Below are 22878 nucleotides of genomic sequence, written 5' to 3' on the forward strand. Positions count from 1 at the left end.
TTTATAATTCTATTATGTTTGTATTATTGTCAAATTTATTTAAAATGTTTTTTGTAATAATTATTTCAATCATTTCCTTTTTGTTGTTGGTTATAAAAGCGTCTGAATATTTAAACATAAATTCTTTAACCTTTTGATTTTTTCCCGAATCTGCATAATTAATAAATAATTTATTTTTGTTGCTAATGTTATGGATGTAATTCAAAATAAATTCTTCTACTCCTATTTCAAAATATCTACAACTTATAGCCCAATTGAGAATTTGTAAAGCATCATTGGTAATGATGTATGTTAGTGCTGAACAAATTCCCAAATTTTCGCCATTCCCTCTAAGTATTTCAAAATAAACAGATTTTGCTTCTTCATCAAAATCATTGTCAATACCCGAAAATTTGAATTGGTTTGATTTGGAATATAATTTTATAGATTCAATATGGTTATTATCATTTATTATTTTAATTGATAATTTTGGTAAAGAATTTAGAGTGCGTTCCGTTTGAATTATTCTATATTCTTTTCTTCTATTTTGTGAACTTAAAGACAGTTCATTTCTTTCAAAAAAACACCCTGCAATTAATTGAGTAACTAATTCGTTATGATTATTCCATTCGGGTACAAACACTTCTGATAGTTTGTTTTTAACCTCATCTCTTACTAATTGGTTGTCGTCAATAAATGCAATAGAGCTTGGCAAAATAGATAGTTGATTAGCTATGATTTTGATGTTTTCACTTTTGTCATTGTCATTTGCGATTATAAAATCTATCTGATTTTTTAGAGGAAAAATCACTTCGCTTAATTCATTTATAGCCGATTCAACTACTTTAGGGTCATTTCTTGAACAGATTGCGATGAAAACGCCTAATTCATTCCCAAGCGATTTAACAAATTTCATAAAATCAATAAAAGAAACTCCCTTTTCAGTCTCCATATTCTTCCTGATTTCATCAACTCCAATTTCAGATAGTGTACCAAACCATAAAGTATCGTCTAAATCAAGTACAATAGCCTTGTAAAGCGGTTTTATTTTGCTAATTATTTGAGCAACAATTCTCATTATAATTATTCCAACGGCAGATATGTCTGTTTTACTTGAAAGTTCAAGAATAAAAGGTAGATTTTGAATTTGATATTGAAAGATGTATGACGAATTCTTTGTTATGTTTTTGCAAGTAATGTCTATTTCATTAATACTTTCTTGGTTGCCCTCATTTTCAATATTAAAATCGTTCTGTTTCAGTTCTTCAATCAAGGTAACTAAAAGCGAGTCGTTATTTGTAATAAACTTATTAAGACCTTTTATCGCAACAACAAATTCATCTGTATTGAATTCGCGAAATTTTTTGACAAAGTCATTTATATAAACTCGTAGATATGCGTTGTCAATTTGCATAGTTTTGTTTTTTATTTTATCTGACTTAATCATTCTTTAATGGCGTTTTTTTTAAAGCAAGTTTTTTCTGTTTTATCACTTTCGTTTCTTGTTGCATCGTTGTCTTTTTACCATTGCACACAACGAAGAAGGGATTAACGAAGTAAAAAAAAGAAGGGATTAGAAGCAGGCACTTTGATAACGCACTACTGTTTGTTAGAAGCACAACTGTTTGATTACCGAACAAAGTCCTTCTTTTTTTTATTTCGTTTAATCTTGATGTTATGCGCAGTTTTGCTGTACGTCACAAGTTCAAATGTATGAAGTGCTCCAATAGCATTTTACCTTACAATTATTTATGGTTTTCAAATTTTAAGGACCCATCCGAGTTATTTCGTATCAAATAAACTTCATCTGATTTACTCTGTAGTCTTTCGAAGTTTTCTTGCCAACTGCCAAGTATGGATCCATTTTCTTCTTTTGCAATGGTATATCTCCCGGTACTAAAATTGAAAAACATATAAGGAGGAGTGCTTTTTGAAGTGAGTTTAGTGCTTACGAAATAGAGTAATAGGGTAGAACCTTTGGGATTTAATTCGGTGAGATAAGTTTTGCCAGGTTTAATTCCGGAGGCGGAAAAATAAACTTTCTCTTCTGACATTTTAAAAACAATCAGCATTCTGGAATTATTATATTCCATTGTATTAAATAGCACGTCATTGTCAACTTTCCCGTTTTTTGATAGACCAATATCTCCTGTAGCGTCATTATATAAAAGAAATATAGAATTATTATTCTCTTCAAACTTCACCGGATGATTTGCTTGCTCTTTTATTCTATTATGTTCTTCATATTCTTTAACAAGTTGAGCTCTTTCTGCTTGATACTTTTTATCGTTTTCCTCAATAATTGCATTGCCAATATCTTGAATACTTTGATTTATTGCAGAGCCCGTTTCAGCATTTCTCTTGTTTTCAGCTTCACTTTTTCTTTTTAATTCCGCCTCCTGGTTTATCTTTTGTTGACGTAGTTCTTGCTCTCTTTTTATTTGTTCTTGTTCCTGTTTTTCTTTTTGTATCTGTTGTTGTGTTTTGGGAGTATCCTTTTTTTCGTAAGTAATATTACTAACACCATTAGAATGGCTAACACCTCCACCAAGTATGTCTTTACAATCACTGTTTTGCAACTTGACTAATCTCATATTGCTTACAATATTATTATCGCTATGAAACCACTTGCCTGCATTGTCATCAATGCCACCATTGCTCGCTAAAGTATAAGCCGACATTGGTACTGTATGTTGTTTTCCATCCAGTGAAACTTCAAATTCAACAGAAACAAGACAAAAAGTGCTTTGTGTATTGTTGCGAAATCTGATTCTACTTGAAGCACCGCTTTGAGTTGCAAATTTGAATGAAACTTGAACTCCGCTATTCTGAACATCTTCCCAACCCGTCCATTGCTGACAGTAAGAGTTATTAATTATACTCAATGAGAAGAAAATGATTAAAAGAATTTTTTTCATAATAGTTTATTTTAATTGTTCCGTTTATTTAAAATTTAAATTACTAATTTTTTGTTCCTGAAAACTCCAAATGGTCAATAGTTTGATAAGTGTACAAAGTACCTAAAGGGTTATAACCATATACATAAGGCAACTGAATTAGACATGCGCTCGTAGTCATATAAATTGTGTTAGGAGTTCCGCCAGAAAAAGAAAAATATTTTGTTGAAACATTATAAGTACCACCGTAAAAGGAAATAACATTTCCATTTTTTGTTATTGGGGTGTTTGTATAAAATATTGAAGGAAATGCACTACTTGAATATTGAAGGGTTATTGTATCGTCTGCAATTTTGTTTATATTCAAAGTTGTTGCTCCAATTTGTAAGTAACTTGAATAAGGAAATGTAGTACATGCAGAGTTTGTGCCTAAATTTATTTGACCAGGAAGATACTGACCGTTCCCTGAATAATTACCCTGCATCAAATCTGCATTTGATGTAGTTGTTGATGTAGTCGTGCCAAGGTCAACTTTTTTACACTCATTTATTCCAACGGTTATGCTGCCTGACCATGACTGTGAGCCTTGGGATGCGGTGTAAGGGTAGGTTCCTGCTTTAAGATTAAACGTTGCATTTCCAGTTTCTCCACATGCCGGTGAACCACTAAAATAGTATATGGAAATGTTTTTTGTTTCTCCATTACAAGTTACTGTAATACCAGAGGCAGGTATAAAGACCGAACTCCAAAATATAATATGTGTATCAGTATCTGCCACAGGTGTTGGAGTAGAATCGTTGTCAGATTTTTTGCATTGGCTTAGTGCGAATACAACTAAAATTAATAGAATGACTGTTGAAAGTTTTTTCATTTTGTTTATTTATTAAGTGTTTGAGATAATTTAAGAAGAATTGTAAATACTGTAGTCTGTTTGAAGTTAGTAGTGTCGTTTGTTCGGAGCGTTAAAATTGCGCATAACGTCAGTCTGTAAAAAAAATATTTTTTCAGCATTTACAAATGTAAATTAATTTCAATAATTTTAATAGGAAAATGAACAAAAAATGCCTCAAATACAAGGTGTCAATCGTGAATAAATCACTTTTTCAAACTTAGAGAGTCAGATAGCAAAAGACAATGAGATTCGAATTGTAGATGCTTTTGTTGAAGAGTTTATTTCACCTGTCAGGGGCGCAAAGGAGTGCGACTTGACAGGTGAAGTCATGTGCTACTGTTTGTTCGGAGTTCGTCTGTATGAGTTATGCGATGTCACTAAATAAAGTGTTTCCTATTTCCTCCAACATTAGTAACGCTTTTGCCATTCCTTCTAAAGAATAATCAATGTGTTTTTTATAATAGTCAGGTAGTGCTTCTCTTTCTGCTTGAATTTTTTCCATTGCTTCTCTGTCATTTGAACCTTTTTCTAAATGCTGATATTTAAAGTCCGTTTCAATTGTTGTGTAATGCACAACTTGTTTTCGCCTGTCATTTACTTCCTTATATTCAGTTCTTCTAAAGTTGTCAAGCCAAATATAATTTTCATTTGAATGAAATTGAGGCGGGATAATATCCAATGCTGTGGTAAAGAAAACTCGGGTTGAGTTAATTTTATCTGGGAAAAAAGCTGCTATCATGTCTCCAATTCTGTCCCAAAAATTATAAACGCATTGACTGGCTATATCTCCAAACATTCCGTAACGCTTTCCATAGTGGTTTTGATAATTAGGATAAACCATTCTACCGCTAAAATATGCAGCATCATCCAAAGGATTGTTGATATAAGGTTTATATACATAAAGCGATCCAGTAAAATAGAGTATCTCTTCTGAACAAAAGAGTATATCATCAAAGTTTTTTGAAAAGTAATAACGATTGGAATACTTTAAAGAACATTTACGAGTTGCCTCACTGTGCCACATTAAAAGGTTTCGTCCTTGTAACCTATACTCACGATTAAGCCCTGTCAAACTTGTCAATCCATGTTCGTCATACATTTTTTGATGGAGTTTGTGAAATTCCCAAATTATTTCATCCGGGCTAACTGTTGTTTGGTCTGTTATTTCCTGCATAAAGTTTCTACCAAAGTTATTGTTTTTCATTTCTTGTCCTCCTTAAACCCTGCAAAAATCCATAAGGCAATTCTTGCAAGTATCCAATAAATTGGAATTCCAAAAATCAATAAACCAAGGAAAGTTTTCTCATCACCGTTATCAAGTGACGCCCCAATCATAGCTACCAACAACGGCAGAATAAAACTTGCGGCAATATTCAATCTATAAACTCCCTTAGGAAGTGTTTTAAATGCGCCAAAAAAGTTTTTCATAACTATATTTTTAAGTTAGTTTCTTGCAGAATGTTTCTGGTTAGCACTGCCGCCAAGCATGACGCATAACATTCATATATAAGAAGTTTTTTTACTGTTGATTGCTGCATATTTACTCTATATTGAAATATTCGGAAGGTGGTAGTTTGTCTAAAGGGCTTTGTATTTTACTGATATGTTTTTTGCTTACATGTGTGTAAATCATTGTAGTACGAAGGCTGTTTTGTCTCAACAAGTCTTTAATGGCAAGTTGATGTATATCGTTATTTCTAACCACTTGCATGGTTTCTTTTGTTGCCGGTGTTGTTGTAGCTTGTTGTATCATAGCGGTCATAATTTTAAAACTTACAGTGGAACTAAAGTGTTTTTTAAACCTGCTAACATTTAGGGTAAAGATTAAATGATGCTGTAAACTTAAGAATTTATTTCTAAATATCAAATAAAAAGAAACATTTTCCGGTTTGTTGTCCCCAAAGTTGAACCGGGCATAAACAAAAAAAGCCGCCCTTTGGGGCAGCTTTTTACCAATGAGGAATAATTTTATTAAACAGACTCAGCCAAAACAACAACTTTGTTTTTAAGCATTTCCACAACACCACCTTTAACATTAAACTCAAGTGTTTCTTTAGCGGTTTTTACTTTTACCTTGCCTTTACCCAATGTAGAGATAATGGGTGCATGGTTGTTGAGCATCTGAAATTTACCATCAGCACCCGGAACGGATACAGACGTTACTTCGCCTTCAAACACTTTTTTATCGGGAGTTATAATTTCTAAAAACATTTTTAATTTAATAATTAGTTAATCCGAAAAATTTGAAAATGAAAACAAATTCATTATCAAATTATCATATTTTCAAATTGATTATTTATTTAGCTTCAGCTAAAAGTTTTTTACCTTTTTCGATAGCATCGTCAATAGTACCTACTAAGTTAAATGCTGCCTCAGGATACTCATCTACTTCACCATTCATAATCATGTTAAATCCTTTGATGGTTTCTTCAATAGGCACCAGCACCCCTTTTAGTCCGGTAAACTGCTCTGCTACGTGGAAAGGCTGCGACAAGAAACGTTGTACCCTTCTTGCACGGTGCACAGCCATTTTATCTTCGTCACTCAACTCGTCCATACCTAAGATGGCAATAATATCTTGCAATTCTTTATAACGTTGCAATAGTTGTTTTACTTTTTGTGCAGTTTCATAATGTTCTTTACCTACTACATCTTCAGAAAGAATTCTTGAGGTAGAGTCCAGAGGGTCAACAGCAGGGTAGATACCCAACTCTGCAATTTTACGGCTCAATACCGTTGTTGCATCAAGGTGGGCAAATGTTGTAGCCGGAGCAGGGTCGGTCAAGTCATCGGCAGGTACATATACAGCCTGTACAGAGGTGATAGATCCACGTTTTGTTGAGGTAATACGCTCTTGCATCAGACCCATTTCTGTGGCAAGTGTAGGCTGATAACCTACGGCAGAAGGCATACGACCCAAAAGTGCCGATACCTCAGAACCTGCCTGAGTGAAACGGAAAATGTTGTCAATAAAGAAAAGAATATCGCGGCCACTGCCTGTACCATCACCATCGCGGAAATGCTCTGCAACGGTTAGTCCTGATAGTGCAACACGGGCACGTGCTCCGGGAGGCTCATTCATCTGACCGAAAACCAAGGTTGCTTTTGAGTCGGTAAGTTTGTTATAATCTACCTTACTCAAATCCCATCCGCCTTGTTCCATGCTATGTTTAAAATCGTCACCGTAGTTAATAACGCCCGATTCAATGAACTCACGTAACAAATCATTCCCTTCGCGAGTACGTTCACCCACACCGGCAAAAACAGAAAGTCCGCTATAGGCTTTGGCAATGTTGTTTACCAATTCCATAATCAATACGGTTTTACCTACACCGGCACCACCGAACAGACCAATTTTTCCACCTTTACTGTAGGGTTCCAAAAGGTCAATAACTTTGATACCTGTAAACAAAACCTCAGAGGCAGTAGATAGGTCTTCAAACTTTGGTGCTTCGCGGTGAATAGGTAAGCCTTTATCTTTTGAAACGGCTTTCATACCGTCAACAGCATCGCCAACAACGTTAAACAAACGGCCTTTGATGGCATCGCCCGTAGGCATTTTAATGGCATCGCCTGTGGCAACCACGTCCATTCCTCTTACCAGACCATCGGTGGCATCCATAGAGATGGCACGTACAGTGTCTTCGCCAATATGTTGCTGGCACTCTAAAATTACACTTGTTCCGTCAGGGCGTTTAATTTCCAAAGCCTCCATAATGTTTGGAAGTTTAGTGTTTTCGCCTTCAAATGATACGTCAACAACGGGTCCGATGACCTGGGTTATTTTACCTTTATTCATGAATGATACTTTTATTCGTTCTGAAATCTTATTTTTTCAAGGCGCGAAATTAATATTAATTTTCATTGCTTCATCAAATTGAAGGGAATGTTGTTAACAGTTATGTAATCTGCTGATGTTTAATGAATAGCATAAAAAATGCGCAACCCTCAGCAAGAGTTGCGCATAAACTGAATAGTACTAATTTGGACTCTTTTAACTATTTCAGCACAGGTGTGCTTTCAGGATGTCAGCGGTCTTTTTGTTTTTAAGTTTTTTTATGGCTTTGTCTCTTACCTGACGCACCCTTTCACGTGTAATATCCAGTCTGTCTGCAATCTGTTCTACGGAATATTGATCATCATACTCAATGCCAAAATACATTTTAACAACCTGACGTTCGCGGGGTTTTAGTTGTTTTAAAGTTAACATTAAATCGTGCTTTACCGATTCATTACTCAGGTTAAAATCTACGGGTTGGTTAGAGGGGTCGCAGTATAATTCGTGTAAGGATGAAGAATCATCGTCATGGCTAACCGGTGAATCCAACGAAACGGGAAACATATTTACAGCCATGGCTTCCTTTACTGCCTGTGGTGATGTTTTCATTGCTTCGGCCAGTTCCTGCAAACTCATTTCACGGCCATTGCTTTGTTCAAATTCACACTGTAGTTTTTTTATTTTAGAGTATTGTGAAACCTGATTGAAAGGCAGCCGCACCAAACGCACTTTCTCTACTAAGGCAATCATAATGGTTTGGCGAATCCACCACACAGCATACGATATAAATTTAAATCCTTTGGTAGAGTCAAATCGTTGTGCTGCTTTAATCAGGCCTATGTTGCCTTCATTAATAAGGTCTTCTAATGTCAACCCTTGATTTTGATATTGTTTGGCAACGCTAACCACAAAACGAAGGTTGGATTTAATGAGTTTGTTCATTGCCGACTGATCACCGGTTTTTATACGTCTTGCAAGTTCATCCTCTTCGTTTGGGGTTAATAAATTTTCCTGTGCAATTTCGTTTAGATAGCGTTTCAGACATTCGTTATCACGAGTGGTAATGGAATTGGTGATTTTCAGCTGTCGCATGGCAATTGGTTTTTAATAGTTATACTTGATTGGGTGATTTTGTTGAAGGCAACAACCTTGCCAAAAAATTCATGCAATCCACATTTCTTTTTATTTTCAGGTAGTGATTCTATTCACAAATCATAACGTTAATCGGATAATGATTTTTTATTTTCTTAAAGATTTCTGAATGCAAGGGGGCATTTTAAAAGGGTGTTCAATTGTTTTTACTTTTTAAAAAAAAGAGGGGATTTTTTTATTTCAGAAAAGTTCAAAAAAAAATGTAGTTTTGCACGCGTTTTATAAACGGCATTATTGAAAAATAAAAGCTGTAGATGAAATTAGTTCCCAGCGCATGTGGCGTAATTGGTAGCCGCACCAGACTTAGGATCTGGCGGGGAAACCCGTGGGGGTTCGAGTCCCTCCATGCGCACTCAACTGTTAAAGCTGAAGCTGTACAGCTTCAGCTTATTTTATGTAATTAAAAAAGCAAAATGAATATCCAAAAAGAAGAGGTTGCCCCATTAAACGCACTCATCAGAATTAAGTTGACCCCCGAAGACTATAAGTCGGATGTGGACAGTGCCATCAAAAAATTCAGAAAATCAGCTTCTATGCCCGGCTTTCGCCCCGGACATGTTCCCGAAGGGATGATTAAAAAAATGTATGGTAAATCTTTTCTTGCAGACGAAATCAATAAGATTGTAAGCAAGTCGCTTTATCAGTTTTTTCGTGATAATAATATAGCTGTTTTAGGCGAGCCACTTCCAAAAGAAGTAGAAAACCAGAATAATTTTGAAGAGCCAAAAGATTTTGAATTTTTGTTTGAAATTGGTCAGGCCCCCGAGATTGATATCAATCTTTCTTCATTGGCAGCAGTTGATTTTTATCAGATAGCTGTAGATGAAAAACGTGTTGACACCTACGTTGAAGATCTGCAACGCAAGCACGGTAATTTTTCAAACCCCGAGGTGTCAGAAGAAAGCTCTATACTTTATGGAGAGTTTGTGGAATTAGACGAAAGTGGCCAGGAGAAAGAAGGCGGCATAAGAAGCACTACTACTCTTGCAGTAAATTTGGTGAAAGATGCTGCAGCCAAGGCAAAGTTAACAGGGATTAAAAAAGACGAAACCGTTACACTGAACCTGATGCAGGCCATGCAAGATGCTACGGAAGTAGCCTATATGCTCCGTATCGAAAAAAATGTGGCAGAGCAATTAACTTCAGAATTTAGCTACAAGATACTTTCTATTAATAAAGTAGATAAACTAGAGGTTGGACAAGAACTTTTCGATAAAGTGTTTGGAGAGGGTGTAGTTTCTTCGGAAGCGGACTTCCGCAGTAAGGTAAAAGAGGATATTGCAGCTATGTTTATGCGCGAAACCATTCATAAATTTAACCATGATATTGAAGATGCCATGCTCGACCATCTGAATATCACATTGCCTGATGATTTTTTGAAGCGATGGATCATGGAAGTGAATGAGAAGCCATTAACTGCAGAGCAGATAGAACAGGATTATCCTGCCTACTCTCGACAGATGAAATGGAAAATGATAGAGGGCAAAATAATAAATGAGCAAGAGATTAAAGCAGAAGAGCATGAGATGACAGAATATGCAGCAGCAGTTATAATGCAACAATTCGGACAATATCAGTTAGGTGCTGATATGATTGCGGATTTTGCAAAACGTTACCTTCAGACCGAAGAAAACAGAAATAAAGCTGAAGAAGCCGTTAAAAGCAAAAAAGTTTTTGACTATCTGAATCAAAATGTAAATAAAAACGTTAAAGAAGTCAGCTATGACGATTTTGTAACCATTGTCAGAGAACATAAACATTAAAATAAAAAAAATCAACCGGAAAATATATGAATTTTAAGAACGAATTTTTCAAATATGCCACCCAACATCATGGCATCAACAGTTTGGCTGTAGGTCATTACATTGAATCGGCAATACGTGCCGAAGGTTACATTTCGCCAACCATTATAGAAGAACGGCAGATGAACGTTGCCAGCATGGATGTTTTTTCAAGATTGATGATGGACAGAATTATTTTTTTGGGAGTACCGATTAATGATTACGTGGCCAACATTGTGCAAGCACAGTTGTTGTTTCTCGAGTCAACCGATGCAAAAAAAGATATTCAGATTTACATGAACAGCCCGGGAGGCTCTGTATATGCAGGATTGGGTATTTACGATACCATGCAATACATCAACCCTGATGTGGCCACCATCTGTACCGGTATGGCTGCATCTATGGCAGCAGTATTGTTGTGTGCCGGTACAAAAGGTAAACGTACTGCACTCAAACATGCCCGTGTGATGATTCACCAGCCTATGGGTGGTGCCGAAGGACAGGCCTCAGATATTGAAATTACAGCCCGTGAAATTCAGAAACTTAAAAAGGAGCTGTACGAAATTATTGCTTCGCACAGCGGTAAAGATTATGATACCGTGTGGAAAGATTCTGACCGCGACTACTGGATGACAGCCGGTGAAGCTAAAGATTATGGTATGATTGATGAGGTGTTGGTAAGAAATAAAGCAACACAATAATTATTAAAAACGAAGTGTGATAAAGTGAAAAAGCAAAACGAAGTAAAGTGTTCATTCTGTGGCAGAGATAAAAGTGCTACACAGGTTCTAATTGCAGGCCTCAATGGTCATATCTGCGACCAATGTGTGACACAGGCTGTGGAAATTATTTCGCAAGAGTCAACAGAACTGCAAAAGAACAAACACGGTGCAACATTTAATTTGCTGAAGCCGGCAGAAATAAAAAGCCATCTTGACGAGTATGTTATTGGTCAGGATTATGCCAAGAAGGTATTAAGTGTTGCCGTATATAATCACTTTAAAAGAATTTCGGGAGCCGGAAAAAAAGACAATGATGTAGAGATAGAAAAATCAAACATTATTATGGTTGGAGAAACCGGCACTGGAAAGACCTTACTGGCACGTACCATTGCCAAGGTGCTTAAAGTGCCATTCTGTATTGCCGATGCAACCGTATTAACCGAGGCAGGCTATGTAGGCGAAGATGTAGAGAGTGTATTGACGCGATTGCTGCAAGCTGCCGACTATAATGTGGCTGCTGCCGAACATGGCATTGTCTATATTGATGAGATAGATAAAATTTCGCGCAAAAGCGACAATCCTTCCATCACCCGTGATGTGAGTGGAGAAGGTGTACAACAAGCCTTGCTTAAAATGCTGGAGAATACCATCATCAATGTTCCGCCACAGGGAGGCCGCAAACATCCGGATCAGAAAATGATTCCTGTAAACACACAAAACATTTTGTTTATCTGCGGAGGCGCTTTTGATGGTATTGAAAAAATTATTGAACGCAGATTGCAATCACAGTCTATCGGATACAGTACAAACCGCAGTCAGGAAGTTTTTGATAAAGGCAACCTGTATCAGTATGTGGCACCGGCAGATTTTAAAAAATATGGATTGATACCGGAGTTGATAGGGCGTTTACCTGCAATATCATACCTGCAACCCTTGAGCAGAGAAGCACTTCGCAGTATATTAACAGAACCGAAAAATGCACTCATCAAACAATATCAAAAGCTGTTCGAGCCAGAAGGTATTCAATTGAAATTTGATGATAATACGTTGGATTTTATTGTGGACAAAGCCATAGAGTTTAAGCTGGGTGCACGCGGACTACGCTCCATCTGCGAAACCATCATGCTTGATCTGATGTATGAACTGCCACAGGTTAAGAATAAAAAAGAGCATACGGTTACATTGGAATATGCTCGCGAAAAAATAGAAAAATCAAATCTTGGGAATCTGAAAGTTGCCTGAGCAATATTTTAAAAAACAAGTTAGTCTTAATCCAGATTGAAAATCAGTTCGGATTTTTTATTGTGAATTGTAGGAGCTAATTTTTTTCAGGCCTCTGTCAGCTCAAACTCATAAAACTCCATGATGGGGTTAGCGAGGAGTTTCTTGCAGGCTTCGTCAACTTTTAATTGTGCTTCTTTTTTATCAGCAGCTTCTACTTCGCAGGTAATGTGCTTGCCTATGCGTACATTGGTAATCATGGGTAAATTGAGGTTATGCATGCTGGCAGAAACGGTTTTTCCCTGTGGGTCTAAAAGTGCTTTGTGCGGCATTACCTTGATGTGAGCTAAGAATTTCATTGCAAAAAGTTAAGTTGTTGTGCTGTTTTTTATCACCGACAAAAGTACATACAAAATAACAATCAGCGGCAGCGCACCAATTTTAAAAACCAACAATAAAATGGTAGCGGCAATTATGAGCAGGTAAGGAAAGAGGTTTTCTCTAAAACCAAAGTTTTTAAATTTTAAAGAAAATAAAGGTATTTCTGCAATGAGTAACCACGACATGATTAAAATATAAATAACATACGCTGTAGGATGCTGAAACATCAGGTAAACAGTTGCCTCCATCCAGTTGTTGCCTTGGGTAGTGCTGTTGACTAAGTAGTTTTGAATCAGATTAGGAAATGCTGCAATGGCAAGGGCATTAGCCGGTGTAGGCAATCCAATAAAACTGTTTGTCTGACGTGCATCATTATTGAACTTGGCCAAACGCAATGCAGAAAAAACAGCTAATAACAAAGGTAGCCAGGGCAAAATCAACTCCGGAAACGGCATTGCTGCATTGGTATGATGCAACGGGTTGACTACAATAAAAAGCTGCATCATGATCATGGCAGGTAAAACACCAAAAGTTACCATGTCAGCTAAAGAATCCAGGTCTTTGCCAATGGCAGAATATGCTTTGAGACCACGGGCAGCAAAACCGTCCATGAAATCGAAAGCCGCAGCTAACAATATCATCCACCCGGCACCGGCAATATGACCGGTAAAGCAAAATACAATACCCACACATCCACTTAGCAAGTTAAGACAAGTGATGAAGTTGGGAATGTGCTTTTTAACAGTCATGATTTTTATTGATGATGGAATGTTGGAAAATTACTCGTTAGTATGCTTTTATTTAATCGGATTACTGTAAATTTGGGTGTAAATATTAAAAGGATTTTTTAAAACAAGCATGTTTGGCAAAGAAAAAAATAAAATTTGTCATTTATCGTTTTGTATAGATATCCAAATCGTTAGTTTATGAAAATAGTAACCCTCACATGGTGTTGTTTGATTTTAAGCGTAGTCTCTATAGCGCAGACTGCTCCTAAATACAGTAATGAGTTTTTAAATCTTGGCGTTGGTGGCAGGGCTTTGGGTATGGGCGGTGCACAGGTTTCTCAGGTAAATGATGTAACAGCAGGCTATTGGAATCCCGCAGGCTTGGTGCATTCACGTGGTGACATTCAGGTGTCTTTTATGCACAATGAATATTTTGCCGGTATTGCCAAGTATGATTACTTAGCCCTGACAGCACCTATTGACACAATGAGGCGCATTGGATTCTCCGTTCTCCGATTCGGTATTGATGATATTGCCAACACTATTGAACTGAAAGATAACGATGGAAATATAGACTACAACCGTGTGACAGGTTTTTCTGCTGCTGACTATGCATTTTTGATTTCTTATGCCAGTAAGAGTGCAATCAGTGGATTAGATTATGGAGCTAATTTTAAAATTATACACCGCAAAGTTGGTGACTTTGCAAAGGCTTGGGGTTTTGGACTCGATGCCGGCATTCAATATCAGGCAGGCAACTGGCGAACCGGTGCAATGTTGAAAGATGTGACCTCTACCTTTAATGCGTGGAGCTATACACTGAACGATCGTACCAAAGAAGTTTTTATTCAAACTGGTAATGAGATTCCGGAGAATGGATTAGAACTTACCTTGCCACGATTAATTCTTGGTGTTTCACGACAAGTTAATATAAAGAAATTTACAATTACACCTGCATTAGATTTAGAGACAACTTTCGATGGCAAAAGAAATACCTTAGTTAAAACAAGTTTTGCCAGTATAGATCCAAGAATCGGTGTTGAAGGCGGATATAATAATCTTGTTTATGTGCGTGCAGGCGTGAGTAACTTTCAGCAGGTAACCAATATTGACGGCAAAAAGACAACCACCATTCAGCCGAACATAGGTGTTGGAATAAAATTGCGCAATCTGGCTATTGACTATGCACTAACAAATATTGGAAATACTAATTATCTTTATTCAAATGTGTTTTCATTGCGATTGACGGTCAACAAACAGAAAAAGACATGAGAAAACTTTACGCACCAATAGTTTTTCTTCTTCTTCCGGTTTTGAGCATCGCTCAGTTCTCGAACAGTTGGATTAATTTTAACGGAGCACAGCCTTATTCAGCACAACAATATTTTAAAATTAAAGTCTGGAAACAAGGTATTTATAGACTTGATTATAATTTATTGCAACAGGCAGGATTTCCTGTTGGAATAAATCCCAATCAGTTTCAGATTTTCAGCAATGGACATGAGCAGTATATTTATGTTGAAGGTGCTCAGGATAATTCATTCGACCCGTCAGATTTTATTGAGTTTTATGGCAAGCCAAATAATGGTGCTGCCGATAAAGAGTTGTATGATAATCCGGCCGACCAGTTGAATCCCGACTTTAGTTTGTTTTGCGACACGGCAGTTTACTTTCTTACGGCAGCTGTACTTCCCGGAACACCGGTGAAACGGATGATTTTGGAAACCGATGTAAACTTTTCACTTTACATGCCGGAAAATTATGTTACAAAAACACTCAAAAGAAACTATACATCAAAATATCTGAAAGGTGATTCACAAGGAGATGTTGACCCATCCTATAGCGGGCCTGAAGGTTTTTCCGGAAACACATTTTCTGCAGCCGCTCCGGCAGATAATTTTTCACTTCCCAATGTTTCGACTTTTACTACTGCGCCAACTCCTAATGCGGAGGTTAGAATGGTTAATGCTAATTATGACGGCCATTTTCATACATTTAATGTTGAATTCAACGGGAATGCTGTTTTTACGGACAACTCAATTTTTGGCTACGGGCGACATGACTATAATTTTAATCTTCCGGCATCATCATTGTCACTAACAAACAGTTTGGTGTTTAGTGGTGTAGCAAATTCAGGTGGAACAAACCTTATGTCTGTTACCTATTTTAAACTTCAGTACCCTCATGCTAATTCTTTTAATGGTGAGTTGGAACCTTTTCAGTTTTTCACTGTCAGCAATGGTGGAAACAAAGCAAGAGTAGATTTTACTGACTTTCTGAGCAGTGACAATTCTACACGATTCGTTTATATAATTTCAGGTGACACTGTTTCTAAAATAACAACTGTGAGAACAGGAAATTTGCTTCAGGCCTTGATTCCTGTAAATGGTGCTGAAAAGAATTGTTTGCTTGCACCGGTGTCAGCCCATTATTCTTCAACTGTTGATTTTTATTTATCACCGGAGAACAACGACCCCGATCCACAGAAGTTTGCACGTTTTATTAACTACAGCTACAATCAACCACAGTACGATTATTTAATTGTATCGCATAAGAAACTCTGGAGCGAAGCAGTAAATTATCGTGACTTCAGAACACAGACAGGCTACAACCCATTGCTTGTTGATATTGATGAGTTATATGATCAGTTTGCTTATGGCATTTACAAACATCCATTGGCAATAAAAGACTTCTGCCGGTTTTCTATAGCAGCATTTAATAATAAACCGGATTATTTGTTGTTGCTGGGTAAGGCCGTTTATCCGGAAGAGGTACGTGTGAGTAATGTAGCAGACACACTTTGTCTGGTGCCTACCTATGGCAATCCACCATCAGACTATATGTTCAGCAATAAAATTGTTGACACAACTTTTGTTCCACGTCTTGCAACAGGGCGTATAGCTGCACAGAATATAGCTGATGTTACAAACTATCTGGAGAAAGCACAGGCTCATGAAGCAGCAAGACAGAACTGTCCTGACGACTGGTTGAAACATGTCTTGCATTTTATTGGAGGGAATAATGGTTTTGAACAACAAAGCATCAAAGCTTTTATGGATCAGAATGAAGCAGCTATAAGAGATACATCAATGGGCTGTACGGTTACAAACTATTATAAAATTTCTACTGACCCAATAGAGTATATTCAGGCTGTGGAGTTGCAGGCACGTATTGACAGTGGTGTCAGCATCATGACATTTTTTGGTCATGCAGCAGGGTCAACTTTTGATATTGCAACAGACATTCCACAAAACTGGCACAATGCAGGACGCTATCCTGTTGTATTTGCACAGTCATGTAATGTGGGTGATATTTATTCACCTTCAAGATTATTGAACGAAGATTTTGTTTTACTTCCGCAAAAAGGATCAGTAGGATTCTTAGCAAAACCCCGACTTGGAAATATTCAGGAGCTGGGTGAATATTCTATACAATTATACCGCAACGTTGCATACAGAGATTATGATAAACCTATTGGCATGGCAATAAAACATGCGTTGGATTCCATGATGCAAACTTATTACAGCAATAATGGAATGGTTTATAAATCTACTGCATTGGGTATGCTGTGGCATGGTGATCCCGGATTGAGATTAGCACCATCATTGCAACCCGACTATGCAGTTTCACAGCCGGCAATAACATTTCAACCTACTGAGGTTACTTCCGAACTTGCCGATTTCAAAATGAATATTGCAATAAGTAATTTGGGTAAAGCAACCAAAGATTCTGTTACAGTTCATGTGGTGCGAAAATTTCCTGATAACAGCACAGCAGCTTTTGATACATTGATTCCTTATATACCTTATAAAGACACACTGCAACTCACTATGAATGTTGATGTGAATAAAGGAACAGGCTTGAATTATTTTGATGTTTTTGTTGACTATGCCGGTACCATTACTGAATGTAATGAATTTAACAACAGAGTACTTAATGTGCCGCTACAAATAATTTCTACTGATATCACACCGGTATATCCATTTAAATACGCCATTGTGCCTGATCCTTCAGTAATTTTAAAAGCTACAACAGATAATATTTATGCAGCACAAAAAACTTATCGCTTTGAATTAGATACAACCGATGCTTTTAATTCGCCATTTCTAAGATTTAAAACGATAACGCAAACCGGAGGCATCATTAAGTGGCCATTACCATTCACATGCGACAGTGGAAAGGTTTATTATTGGCGGGTAAGTCTTGATCCAACACTTTATCCTACTGCATTTAAATGGAAAGAGAGTTCTTTTATTTATATTCCGCAGAAGACAGGATGGAGTCAGGCACATTTTTTTCAATTTAAAAATGATAGTTATACCAACATCGTTTATAATAAGCCACAACGTAAGTGGGATTATGAAAACACACAGGCAGAGTTGCGGGTGTCAGCATGGGATGTGCCCGGGCAAGGCATTACTTCAGATAATGTTCAACTCAACAACCAACTGATTGCAACAGGGGGTTGTAACTATCGTGCCATTTACGCAGTGGTGCTGGATTCAATATCATTACAAAATTGGAGCACGCTTGATTTTGCAGGAAAATTTGGCAACATCAATCAGCCTCCTTTTTACGATTCTTGTCAGGCAACGGTAAATGGTAGCCAGGGATTTTTTGCATTTGCCACAGACTCTGTTTATAGTGTAGGCGGAAATACTGTTTATCGCAACCTCGACAGCCTTGCCAATTTTATCAATCGTATTCCAACAGGAAACTATGTGGTCTTGTATAGTGTGACAGAACATTTTATGAGTAAGTCGTGGTCAGGGCAGTTTCGTTTTGCATTGTCACAACAAGGCATCAATAATGTGGATACAATTCCTGATAGCAAACATTTTATTTTCTTTTTTAAAAAGGGATTTCCAGCAACAGCACAAACAGTTGTTGCATCTACGGATAGTACTAAGAATATTACATTCACAACAATGCTTGGCGGAAATTGGTATAAAGGCTACATGATGTCAGAGATTATTGGCCCAGCCATTCAGTGGAACAGTTTGCATTGGACAAATAATAGTGTAGAGCCTATCAATACAGATACACTTGCGCTTGACATAGTAGGTGTAGATACATTGAATTCTGAACATATTTTATATAGTGCTATTCAACCTTCGCAGATAGATTTTAACCTGAACATTAATCCATTTATTTATCCGAGAATTTATTTGCGTGCATATATGGAGGATTCTGTTTATCGAACACCACCGCAGCTCAATCGCTGGCAAATCTATTATCAGGAAGTACCGGAAGCAGTGTTGAATCCTGTGGGTTCTTCGTTTCAGTCGAGCAATGTTTCTCAGGGAGATACTATTCATTGGAAAATGCCGGTAGAGAATGTGAGTCTGTCGGATATGAGTGATTTGCTTGTGGATTATTACTTGTATGATAAAGATAATGTAAGACGCAACATTACTTCTACACGCTTTCATCCTTTATTACATGGCGACACATTGAATGCTTCTGTAAAGTTTACAACGGCTTCTTATCCGGGACTAAATTCATTGTGGATGGAGGTTAATCCACGTAATGATCAACCGGAACAATATCATTTTAATAATTATGCAAGAATAGATTTTAATGTAAATCGTGATGTGACCAACCCAATACTGGATGTCACATTTGACGGACAACACATCCTTAATGGAGATATTGTTTCAGCCAAGCCACAGATATTAATTAAACTCAAAGATGAAAACAGATATTTAGCTTTGAATGACACTTCAAAATTTAAGGTTTATGTAAAAAATCCTGATGGTGTAGAGAATCAGATTTTTTTTGAAACCGCAGCCAATTCTTCACTGTCAGAAAAGCTATTGCGCTGGACACCGGCACAACTTCCGGACAATACATTCAAGATTGAGTACAATCCAATTTTTAACGTGGACGGCATATACGAACTACGCGCTCAGGCAAGAGATGAAAGCGGTAACCTTAGTGGCAGCAACGATTTCCGCATTTCTTTTGAGGTAATTAATAAGAGCAGCATAACCAATGTGTTCAATTATCCGAATCCATTTACAACACGAACACAGTTTGTGTTTACACTCACAGGATCGGAAGTGCCTGCCTATTTTAAAATTCAGATTTATAATATCAGTGGTAAAGTAGTGAAAGAAATAACCCAACAGCAATTAAACAACATTCACATTGGAAGAAACATTACAGACTATGCCTGGGATGGAAAAGATGAGTTTGGCGATCAATTGGCAAAAGGTGTTTATCTTTACAGAGTAATAACACAACTTGATGGTGATGATATTGAACATCGAAATACCACTGCTGACAAATACTTTAGAAAGGGATGGGGAAAAATGTATCTCTTAAAGTGAGACAAGTCTTTAAATAACTATGAAAGCCCTTGTCGGTTATTTTTCATTATGGTTGAAGAAGAACAAATTTCTTCTGTGGACTTTAGCTGTGATTCATCTGATATTTTTTATTCTGGCTTTGCGAAGTGGCAATATTGCTTTCTCTGTTGACAGTACAGAATATTTAAATCAGGCAGAAAATATAAGTGAACATGGTTCATGGTATGCAGGCAATTGGTCTGCACCACATGATGATTTTTTGGAAAGCAGAAGACCGCCATTGTATGGCTTTTTTATTTTTTTGGTACATATAGTTTCGTCAAATAATTATTTTTTGTTGGCATTGCAGAATTTGTTGAGCATAGCAGTGCTTATTCTTACAGCTTTTATGTTTTGGCTGCTGACAGGAAAGCGTATTGCCAATCAATGGTTAGTGGTTTTGCCATTATTGCTGTTTCCTACACAATTTATTTATGCCAACATGATTATGGCTGATGTCTTGTTTCAGTTTTTAATTATCAGCGGATTTTTATTTTTTATTCAGTCGGTAAGAAAACCAAATTCCTTTTTGTACTTCTGTATTTTTATATCGTTGGCTATCTTAACCAAGCCTGTTTTCTATGCCTTCTGTTTGATTGTTCCTGTCATTGCATTGTTGTTTTATACAAAGGGCATTTATAGGTTGCGAAATGTCTGGATTTCACTAATCCCAATTTTAACCGTAGCCACTATATCAACTTTAAACTATCATAAGACAGGTTATTTTCATTACAGCAGCGTCAATGAAAAGTTTATTTCTGAATATGGTGCATATCTGGCAGTAGGGGATAAAGGAAATGTAATTGCACAGCAAAAAATTGATTCACTGCTTAGCGAAGCCAATAAGCAGTCGGATTTTAAAAGCTATTGTAAGTATATTAATAAAGAAAGTTTGTATCTGATTAAAGAGAATAAAGCACGTTTTGTGATGATGCAGTTAAAAGGGATGGCTAACTTTTTTGTTGATCACGGCCGGTTCGATTTAATGGCTTTTTTTGTGAACCCTGATTATAATCAGACAGAGGGGTGGAAACAGAAATATCAGGAACAAGGATGGCAAGGCGTGTTCGATTATTTGAAAACATTTAATCCTTTGTTGTTGTTGTTTCTGATATTAGTCAGCATCTTTAACTTGATAATGACAGTAATTTTAATCAGATTTTTATTTGCACATAAGATAGCTATATTGTTTCGATTGCTTTTATTGCTGTTTGTAATTTATATGGTAGTTTTCACAGGCGTTGTTGGATGTAGCCGCTATCGAATGGCCATTTTTCCGATAATCTGGATGGCATTTATGTGGTTTCTGGCCGAGAAGAAATCAATACATAATAAACCTGCAGTTTAAAACCTTGAAGATGGTTTTGTGACTTGATATTTGGTGCTACAATCAATCCGATGGAGTGTATGCTTTTAATTTCAGCGATTGTTTATTTTAGCCATCTGATTAGAAAATATTTTTGATGCAGAAAATTCAGTTAACAAGCAGCCATGAAGAATACAATTCGTTGGACGAATTGCCAGCAAAGTATAAAAGCCTGATGTTGGAAGCACATGATGCAGCAAAGACAGCATATGCACCCTACTCTGATTTTCATGTAGGAGCAGCTGTGTTATTGTCTAATGGAAAAATAGTTAAAGGTTCAAACCAGGAAAACGCTGCATATCCTTCAGGCTTATGTGCAGAGAGAGTGGCTGTTTTTGCATCAAGTGTTCAGTATCCCAACGTTAAAATTGAAGCAATTGCAGTTACGGCAATGCCGGGAAATAAGGAAGAGCCCGTTATGGCAAGTCCTTGTGGAGCATGCCGCCAGGTAATGGTAGAGTATGAACACCTTTACCATCAGGATATTAGGTTTATTATGTATGGTTCAATGAATAAAATTATTGTGCTTGACAGTATAAAAGTCTTATTACCTTTTTCTTTTAATTCAGATCAATTATCGGGCAAATAGTCAAACAGTATTTAACTATTTTTGTAGCATTATAGAGTATATGGCTAAACAGAAATTTATAAAAGAAACATATCTATTTTGGTATGAGCAGATGCTGCTCATGCGGAGGTTCGAAGAACGCTCAGGTCAGTTGTATGGTATGCAAAAGATAAAAGGATTTTGTCATTTATATATCGGACAGGAGGCTGTTGTTGCAGGTGCAATGTCTGTTATCAAACCTACCGACAACATGATTACAGCCTATCGCGATCATGCACATGCTTTGGGGAAAGGAACCTCTGCAAGGGCAGTCATGGCTGAGCTTTTTGCTAAAGCTACCGGATGCAGTAAAGGTAAAGGCGGAAGTATGCACTTGTTTGATGCTTCTCATCGTTTTTTTGGCGGACATGGTATTGTTGGCGGGCAGATTCCATTAGGAGCAGGTATTGCATTTGCAGAGAAATATAAAGGAACAGACAGTGTTACTTTATGTTATATGGGTGATGGTGCAGTGCGCCAAGGTGCTTTTCATGAGGCATTGAATATGGCAATGACATGGAAACTACCGGTGGTTTTTATTATAGAAAATAATAATTATGCCATGGGAACTTCCGTAGAACGAACAAGTAATGTTACAGACTTATATAAATTGGGTTGTGCATTTAATATGCCTAGCGAACCGGTTGATGGCATGATGGTAGAAACTGTACATGCGGCTATGGAAAAAGCCGTTAGTCATTGCAGAAATGGAAACGGTCCATATTTGTTAGAAATGAATACCTATCGCTATAAAGGACACTCTATGAGTGATCCTGCGAAATACAGAAGCAAGGAAGAGTTGGAAAAATATAAAGCTCAAGACCCCATTGAAGAAGTTCTGAAAGTAATCCAGAAAAATAAGCTTGCATCACAGCAAGAGATTGACGCGATTGATAAAAAAGTACATGAAATTGTTGAAGACAGTGTAACATTTGCAGAAGAATCTCCATATCCTGATGCAGATGAACTGTTTAAAGATGTCTATGAACAATCAGATTATCCTTACATTATTGAAGATTAATTA

19 protein-coding genes and 1 tRNA gene are annotated in these 22878 nt (G+C 37.0%); 9 read left to right on the top strand and 11 right to left on the bottom strand.

What is annotated here, in order from left to right; translation table 11 throughout:
* Position 1 precedes the first annotated feature (1 nt).
* From V9G42_06630 to V9G42_06670, 9 genes are all read right to left on the bottom strand, one after another.
* The gene (locus V9G42_06630; protein ID MEI2759096.1) at positions 2 to 1426 is read right to left on the bottom strand and encodes an HAD-IIIC family phosphatase; all 1425 of its coding nucleotides are present in this window, start codon (positions 1424 to 1426) and stop codon (positions 2 to 4) included.
* Positions 1427 to 1724: 298 nt separating this feature from the next.
* A complete protein-coding gene (locus tag V9G42_06635) occupies positions 1725 to 2897 on the bottom strand; it encodes a hypothetical protein (protein ID MEI2759097.1) in 1173 nt (390 codons plus the stop codon).
* A 43-nt stretch (positions 2898 to 2940) separates the two neighbouring features.
* Positions 2941 to 3747 carry a hypothetical protein gene (locus V9G42_06640; GenBank protein MEI2759098.1) on the bottom strand — a complete coding sequence of 269 codons (807 nt, stop codon included), beginning with the start codon at positions 3745 to 3747 and terminating at the stop codon, positions 2941 to 2943.
* Between the two features lie 385 nt (positions 3748 to 4132).
* Positions 4133 to 4972, bottom strand: a complete 840-nt coding sequence (locus tag V9G42_06645) for a Cthe_2314 family HEPN domain-containing protein (GenBank protein ID MEI2759099.1) — start codon at positions 4970 to 4972, stop codon at positions 4133 to 4135.
* Complete coding sequence (locus tag V9G42_06650; GenBank protein MEI2759100.1) at positions 4969 to 5196, bottom strand: hypothetical protein; 228 nt, start codon at positions 5194 to 5196, stop codon at positions 4969 to 4971. Before V9G42_06650 ends, V9G42_06645 begins: the two co-directional genes overlap by 4 nt.
* A gap of 112 nt (positions 5197 to 5308) precedes the next feature.
* Positions 5309 to 5521, bottom strand: a complete 213-nt coding sequence (locus V9G42_06655; GenBank protein ID MEI2759101.1) for a hypothetical protein — start codon at positions 5519 to 5521, stop codon at positions 5309 to 5311.
* Between the two features lie 218 nt (positions 5522 to 5739).
* Positions 5740 to 5979 carry an ATP synthase F1 subunit epsilon gene (atpC, locus tag V9G42_06660; GenBank protein MEI2759102.1) on the bottom strand — a complete coding sequence of 80 codons (240 nt, stop codon included), beginning with the start codon at positions 5977 to 5979 and terminating at the stop codon, positions 5740 to 5742.
* An 85-nt stretch (positions 5980 to 6064) separates the two neighbouring features.
* Positions 6065 to 7567 (bottom strand): F0F1 ATP synthase subunit beta, encoded by a 1503-nt coding sequence (gene atpD, locus V9G42_06665; GenBank protein MEI2759103.1) that lies wholly within the window; start codon positions 7565 to 7567, stop codon positions 6065 to 6067.
* Between the two features lie 204 nt (positions 7568 to 7771).
* Positions 7772 to 8638, bottom strand: a complete 867-nt coding sequence (locus tag V9G42_06670) for an RNA polymerase sigma factor RpoD/SigA (protein ID MEI2759104.1) — start codon at positions 8636 to 8638, stop codon at positions 7772 to 7774.
* 330 nt (positions 8639 to 8968) lie between these two features.
* Here V9G42_06670 and V9G42_06675 point away from each other — a divergent pair.
* From V9G42_06675 to clpX, 4 genes are all read left to right on the top strand, one after another.
* Positions 8969 to 9050: transfer RNA gene (locus V9G42_06675), tRNA-Leu, on the top strand.
* Positions 9051 to 9111: 61 nt separating this feature from the next.
* A complete protein-coding gene (gene tig, locus V9G42_06680; protein MEI2759105.1) occupies positions 9112 to 10461 on the top strand; it encodes a trigger factor in 1350 nt (449 codons plus the stop codon).
* Between the two features lie 26 nt (positions 10462 to 10487).
* Entirely contained in the window at positions 10488 to 11180 is a 693-nt protein-coding gene (gene clpP, locus V9G42_06685; protein ID MEI2759106.1) for an ATP-dependent Clp endopeptidase proteolytic subunit ClpP, read from the top strand.
* Positions 11181 to 11204: 24 nt separating this feature from the next.
* A complete protein-coding gene (clpX, locus tag V9G42_06690) occupies positions 11205 to 12443 on the top strand; it encodes an ATP-dependent Clp protease ATP-binding subunit ClpX (protein ID MEI2759107.1) in 1239 nt (412 codons plus the stop codon).
* Between the two features lie 86 nt (positions 12444 to 12529).
* On the opposite strand, the gene purS is transcribed toward clpX, so the two are convergent.
* Positions 12530 to 12781: a phosphoribosylformylglycinamidine synthase subunit PurS gene (gene purS, locus V9G42_06695; GenBank protein ID MEI2759108.1), complete on the bottom strand. Its 252-nt coding sequence runs from the start codon at positions 12779 to 12781 to the stop codon at positions 12530 to 12532.
* 9 nt (positions 12782 to 12790) lie between these two features.
* The gene (locus V9G42_06700) at positions 12791 to 13552 is read right to left on the bottom strand and encodes a CDP-alcohol phosphatidyltransferase family protein (GenBank protein ID MEI2759109.1); all 762 of its coding nucleotides are present in this window, start codon (positions 13550 to 13552) and stop codon (positions 12791 to 12793) included.
* Between the two features lie 177 nt (positions 13553 to 13729).
* Here V9G42_06700 and V9G42_06705 point away from each other — a divergent pair, with 177 nt between their 5' ends.
* The 5 genes from V9G42_06705 to pdhA all read left to right on the top strand — a co-directional run bounded on the left by V9G42_06705 (position 13730) and on the right by pdhA (position 22875).
* Positions 13730 to 14803, top strand: coding sequence for a PorV/PorQ family protein (locus V9G42_06705; protein ID MEI2759110.1), 1074 nt, complete (start codon positions 13730 to 13732; stop codon positions 14801 to 14803).
* Positions 14800 to 19863, top strand: coding sequence for a C25 family cysteine peptidase (locus V9G42_06710; GenBank protein ID MEI2759111.1), 5064 nt, complete (start codon positions 14800 to 14802; stop codon positions 19861 to 19863). Before V9G42_06705 ends, V9G42_06710 begins: the two co-directional genes overlap by 4 nt.
* 19 nt (positions 19864 to 19882) lie before the next feature.
* Positions 19883 to 21229, top strand: coding sequence for a hypothetical protein (locus tag V9G42_06715; GenBank protein ID MEI2759112.1), 1347 nt, complete (start codon positions 19883 to 19885; stop codon positions 21227 to 21229).
* Between the two features lie 115 nt (positions 21230 to 21344).
* On the top strand, positions 21345 to 21836 hold the full coding sequence (cdd, locus tag V9G42_06720; protein ID MEI2759113.1) for a cytidine deaminase: 492 nt from the start codon (positions 21345 to 21347) through the stop codon (positions 21834 to 21836).
* Between the two features lie 40 nt (positions 21837 to 21876).
* Positions 21877 to 22875 carry a pyruvate dehydrogenase (acetyl-transferring) E1 component subunit alpha gene (gene pdhA / locus V9G42_06725; protein MEI2759114.1) on the top strand — a complete coding sequence of 333 codons (999 nt, stop codon included), beginning with the start codon at positions 21877 to 21879 and terminating at the stop codon, positions 22873 to 22875.
* The last annotated feature ends 3 nt before the right edge of the window (positions 22876 to 22878 follow it).

The sequence above is a fragment of the Bacteroidia bacterium genome, from assembly GCA_037045145.1.
GTDB lineage: Bacteria > Bacteroidota > Bacteroidia > AKYH767-A > OLB10 > OLB10.

What these genes read in the sequence shown, in the direction of transcription:
- V9G42_06630 (MEI2759096.1), bottom strand. Translation starts at nt 1,426, where the DNA reads ATGATTAAGTCAGATAAAATAAAAAACAAAACTATGCAAATTGACAAC.
- V9G42_06635 (MEI2759097.1), bottom strand. Translation starts at nt 2,897, where the DNA reads ATGAAAAAAATTCTTTTAATCATTTTCTTCTCATTGAGTATAATTAAT.
- V9G42_06640 (MEI2759098.1), bottom strand. Translation starts at nt 3,747, where the DNA reads ATGAAAAAACTTTCAACAGTCATTCTATTAATTTTAGTTGTATTCGCA.
- V9G42_06645 (MEI2759099.1), bottom strand. Translation starts at nt 4,972, where the DNA reads ATGAAAAACAATAACTTTGGTAGAAACTTTATGCAGGAAATAACAGAC.
- V9G42_06650 (MEI2759100.1), bottom strand. Translation starts at nt 5,196, where the DNA reads ATGAAAAACTTTTTTGGCGCATTTAAAACACTTCCTAAGGGAGTTTAT.
- V9G42_06655 (MEI2759101.1), bottom strand. Translation starts at nt 5,521, where the DNA reads ATGATACAACAAGCTACAACAACACCGGCAACAAAAGAAACCATGCAA.
- atpC (MEI2759102.1), bottom strand. Translation starts at nt 5,979, where the DNA reads ATGTTTTTAGAAATTATAACTCCCGATAAAAAAGTGTTTGAAGGCGAA.
- atpD (MEI2759103.1), bottom strand. Translation starts at nt 7,567, where the DNA reads ATGAATAAAGGTAAAATAACCCAGGTCATCGGACCCGTTGTTGACGTA.
- V9G42_06670 (MEI2759104.1), bottom strand. Translation starts at nt 8,638, where the DNA reads ATGCGACAGCTGAAAATCACCAATTCCATTACCACTCGTGATAACGAA.
- tig (MEI2759105.1), top strand. Translation starts at nt 9,112, where the DNA reads ATGAATATCCAAAAAGAAGAGGTTGCCCCATTAAACGCACTCATCAGA.
- clpP (MEI2759106.1), top strand. Translation starts at nt 10,488, where the DNA reads ATGAATTTTAAGAACGAATTTTTCAAATATGCCACCCAACATCATGGC.
- purS (MEI2759108.1), bottom strand. Translation starts at nt 12,781, where the DNA reads ATGAAATTCTTAGCTCACATCAAGGTAATGCCGCACAAAGCACTTTTA.
- V9G42_06700 (MEI2759109.1), bottom strand. Translation starts at nt 13,552, where the DNA reads ATGACTGTTAAAAAGCACATTCCCAACTTCATCACTTGTCTTAACTTG.
- V9G42_06705 (MEI2759110.1), top strand. Translation starts at nt 13,730, where the DNA reads ATGAAAATAGTAACCCTCACATGGTGTTGTTTGATTTTAAGCGTAGTC.
- V9G42_06710 (MEI2759111.1), top strand. Translation starts at nt 14,800, where the DNA reads ATGAGAAAACTTTACGCACCAATAGTTTTTCTTCTTCTTCCGGTTTTG.
- V9G42_06715 (MEI2759112.1), top strand. Translation starts at nt 19,883, where the DNA reads ATGAAAGCCCTTGTCGGTTATTTTTCATTATGGTTGAAGAAGAACAAA.
- cdd (MEI2759113.1), top strand. Translation starts at nt 21,345, where the DNA reads ATGCAGAAAATTCAGTTAACAAGCAGCCATGAAGAATACAATTCGTTG.
- pdhA (MEI2759114.1), top strand. Translation starts at nt 21,877, where the DNA reads ATGGCTAAACAGAAATTTATAAAAGAAACATATCTATTTTGGTATGAG.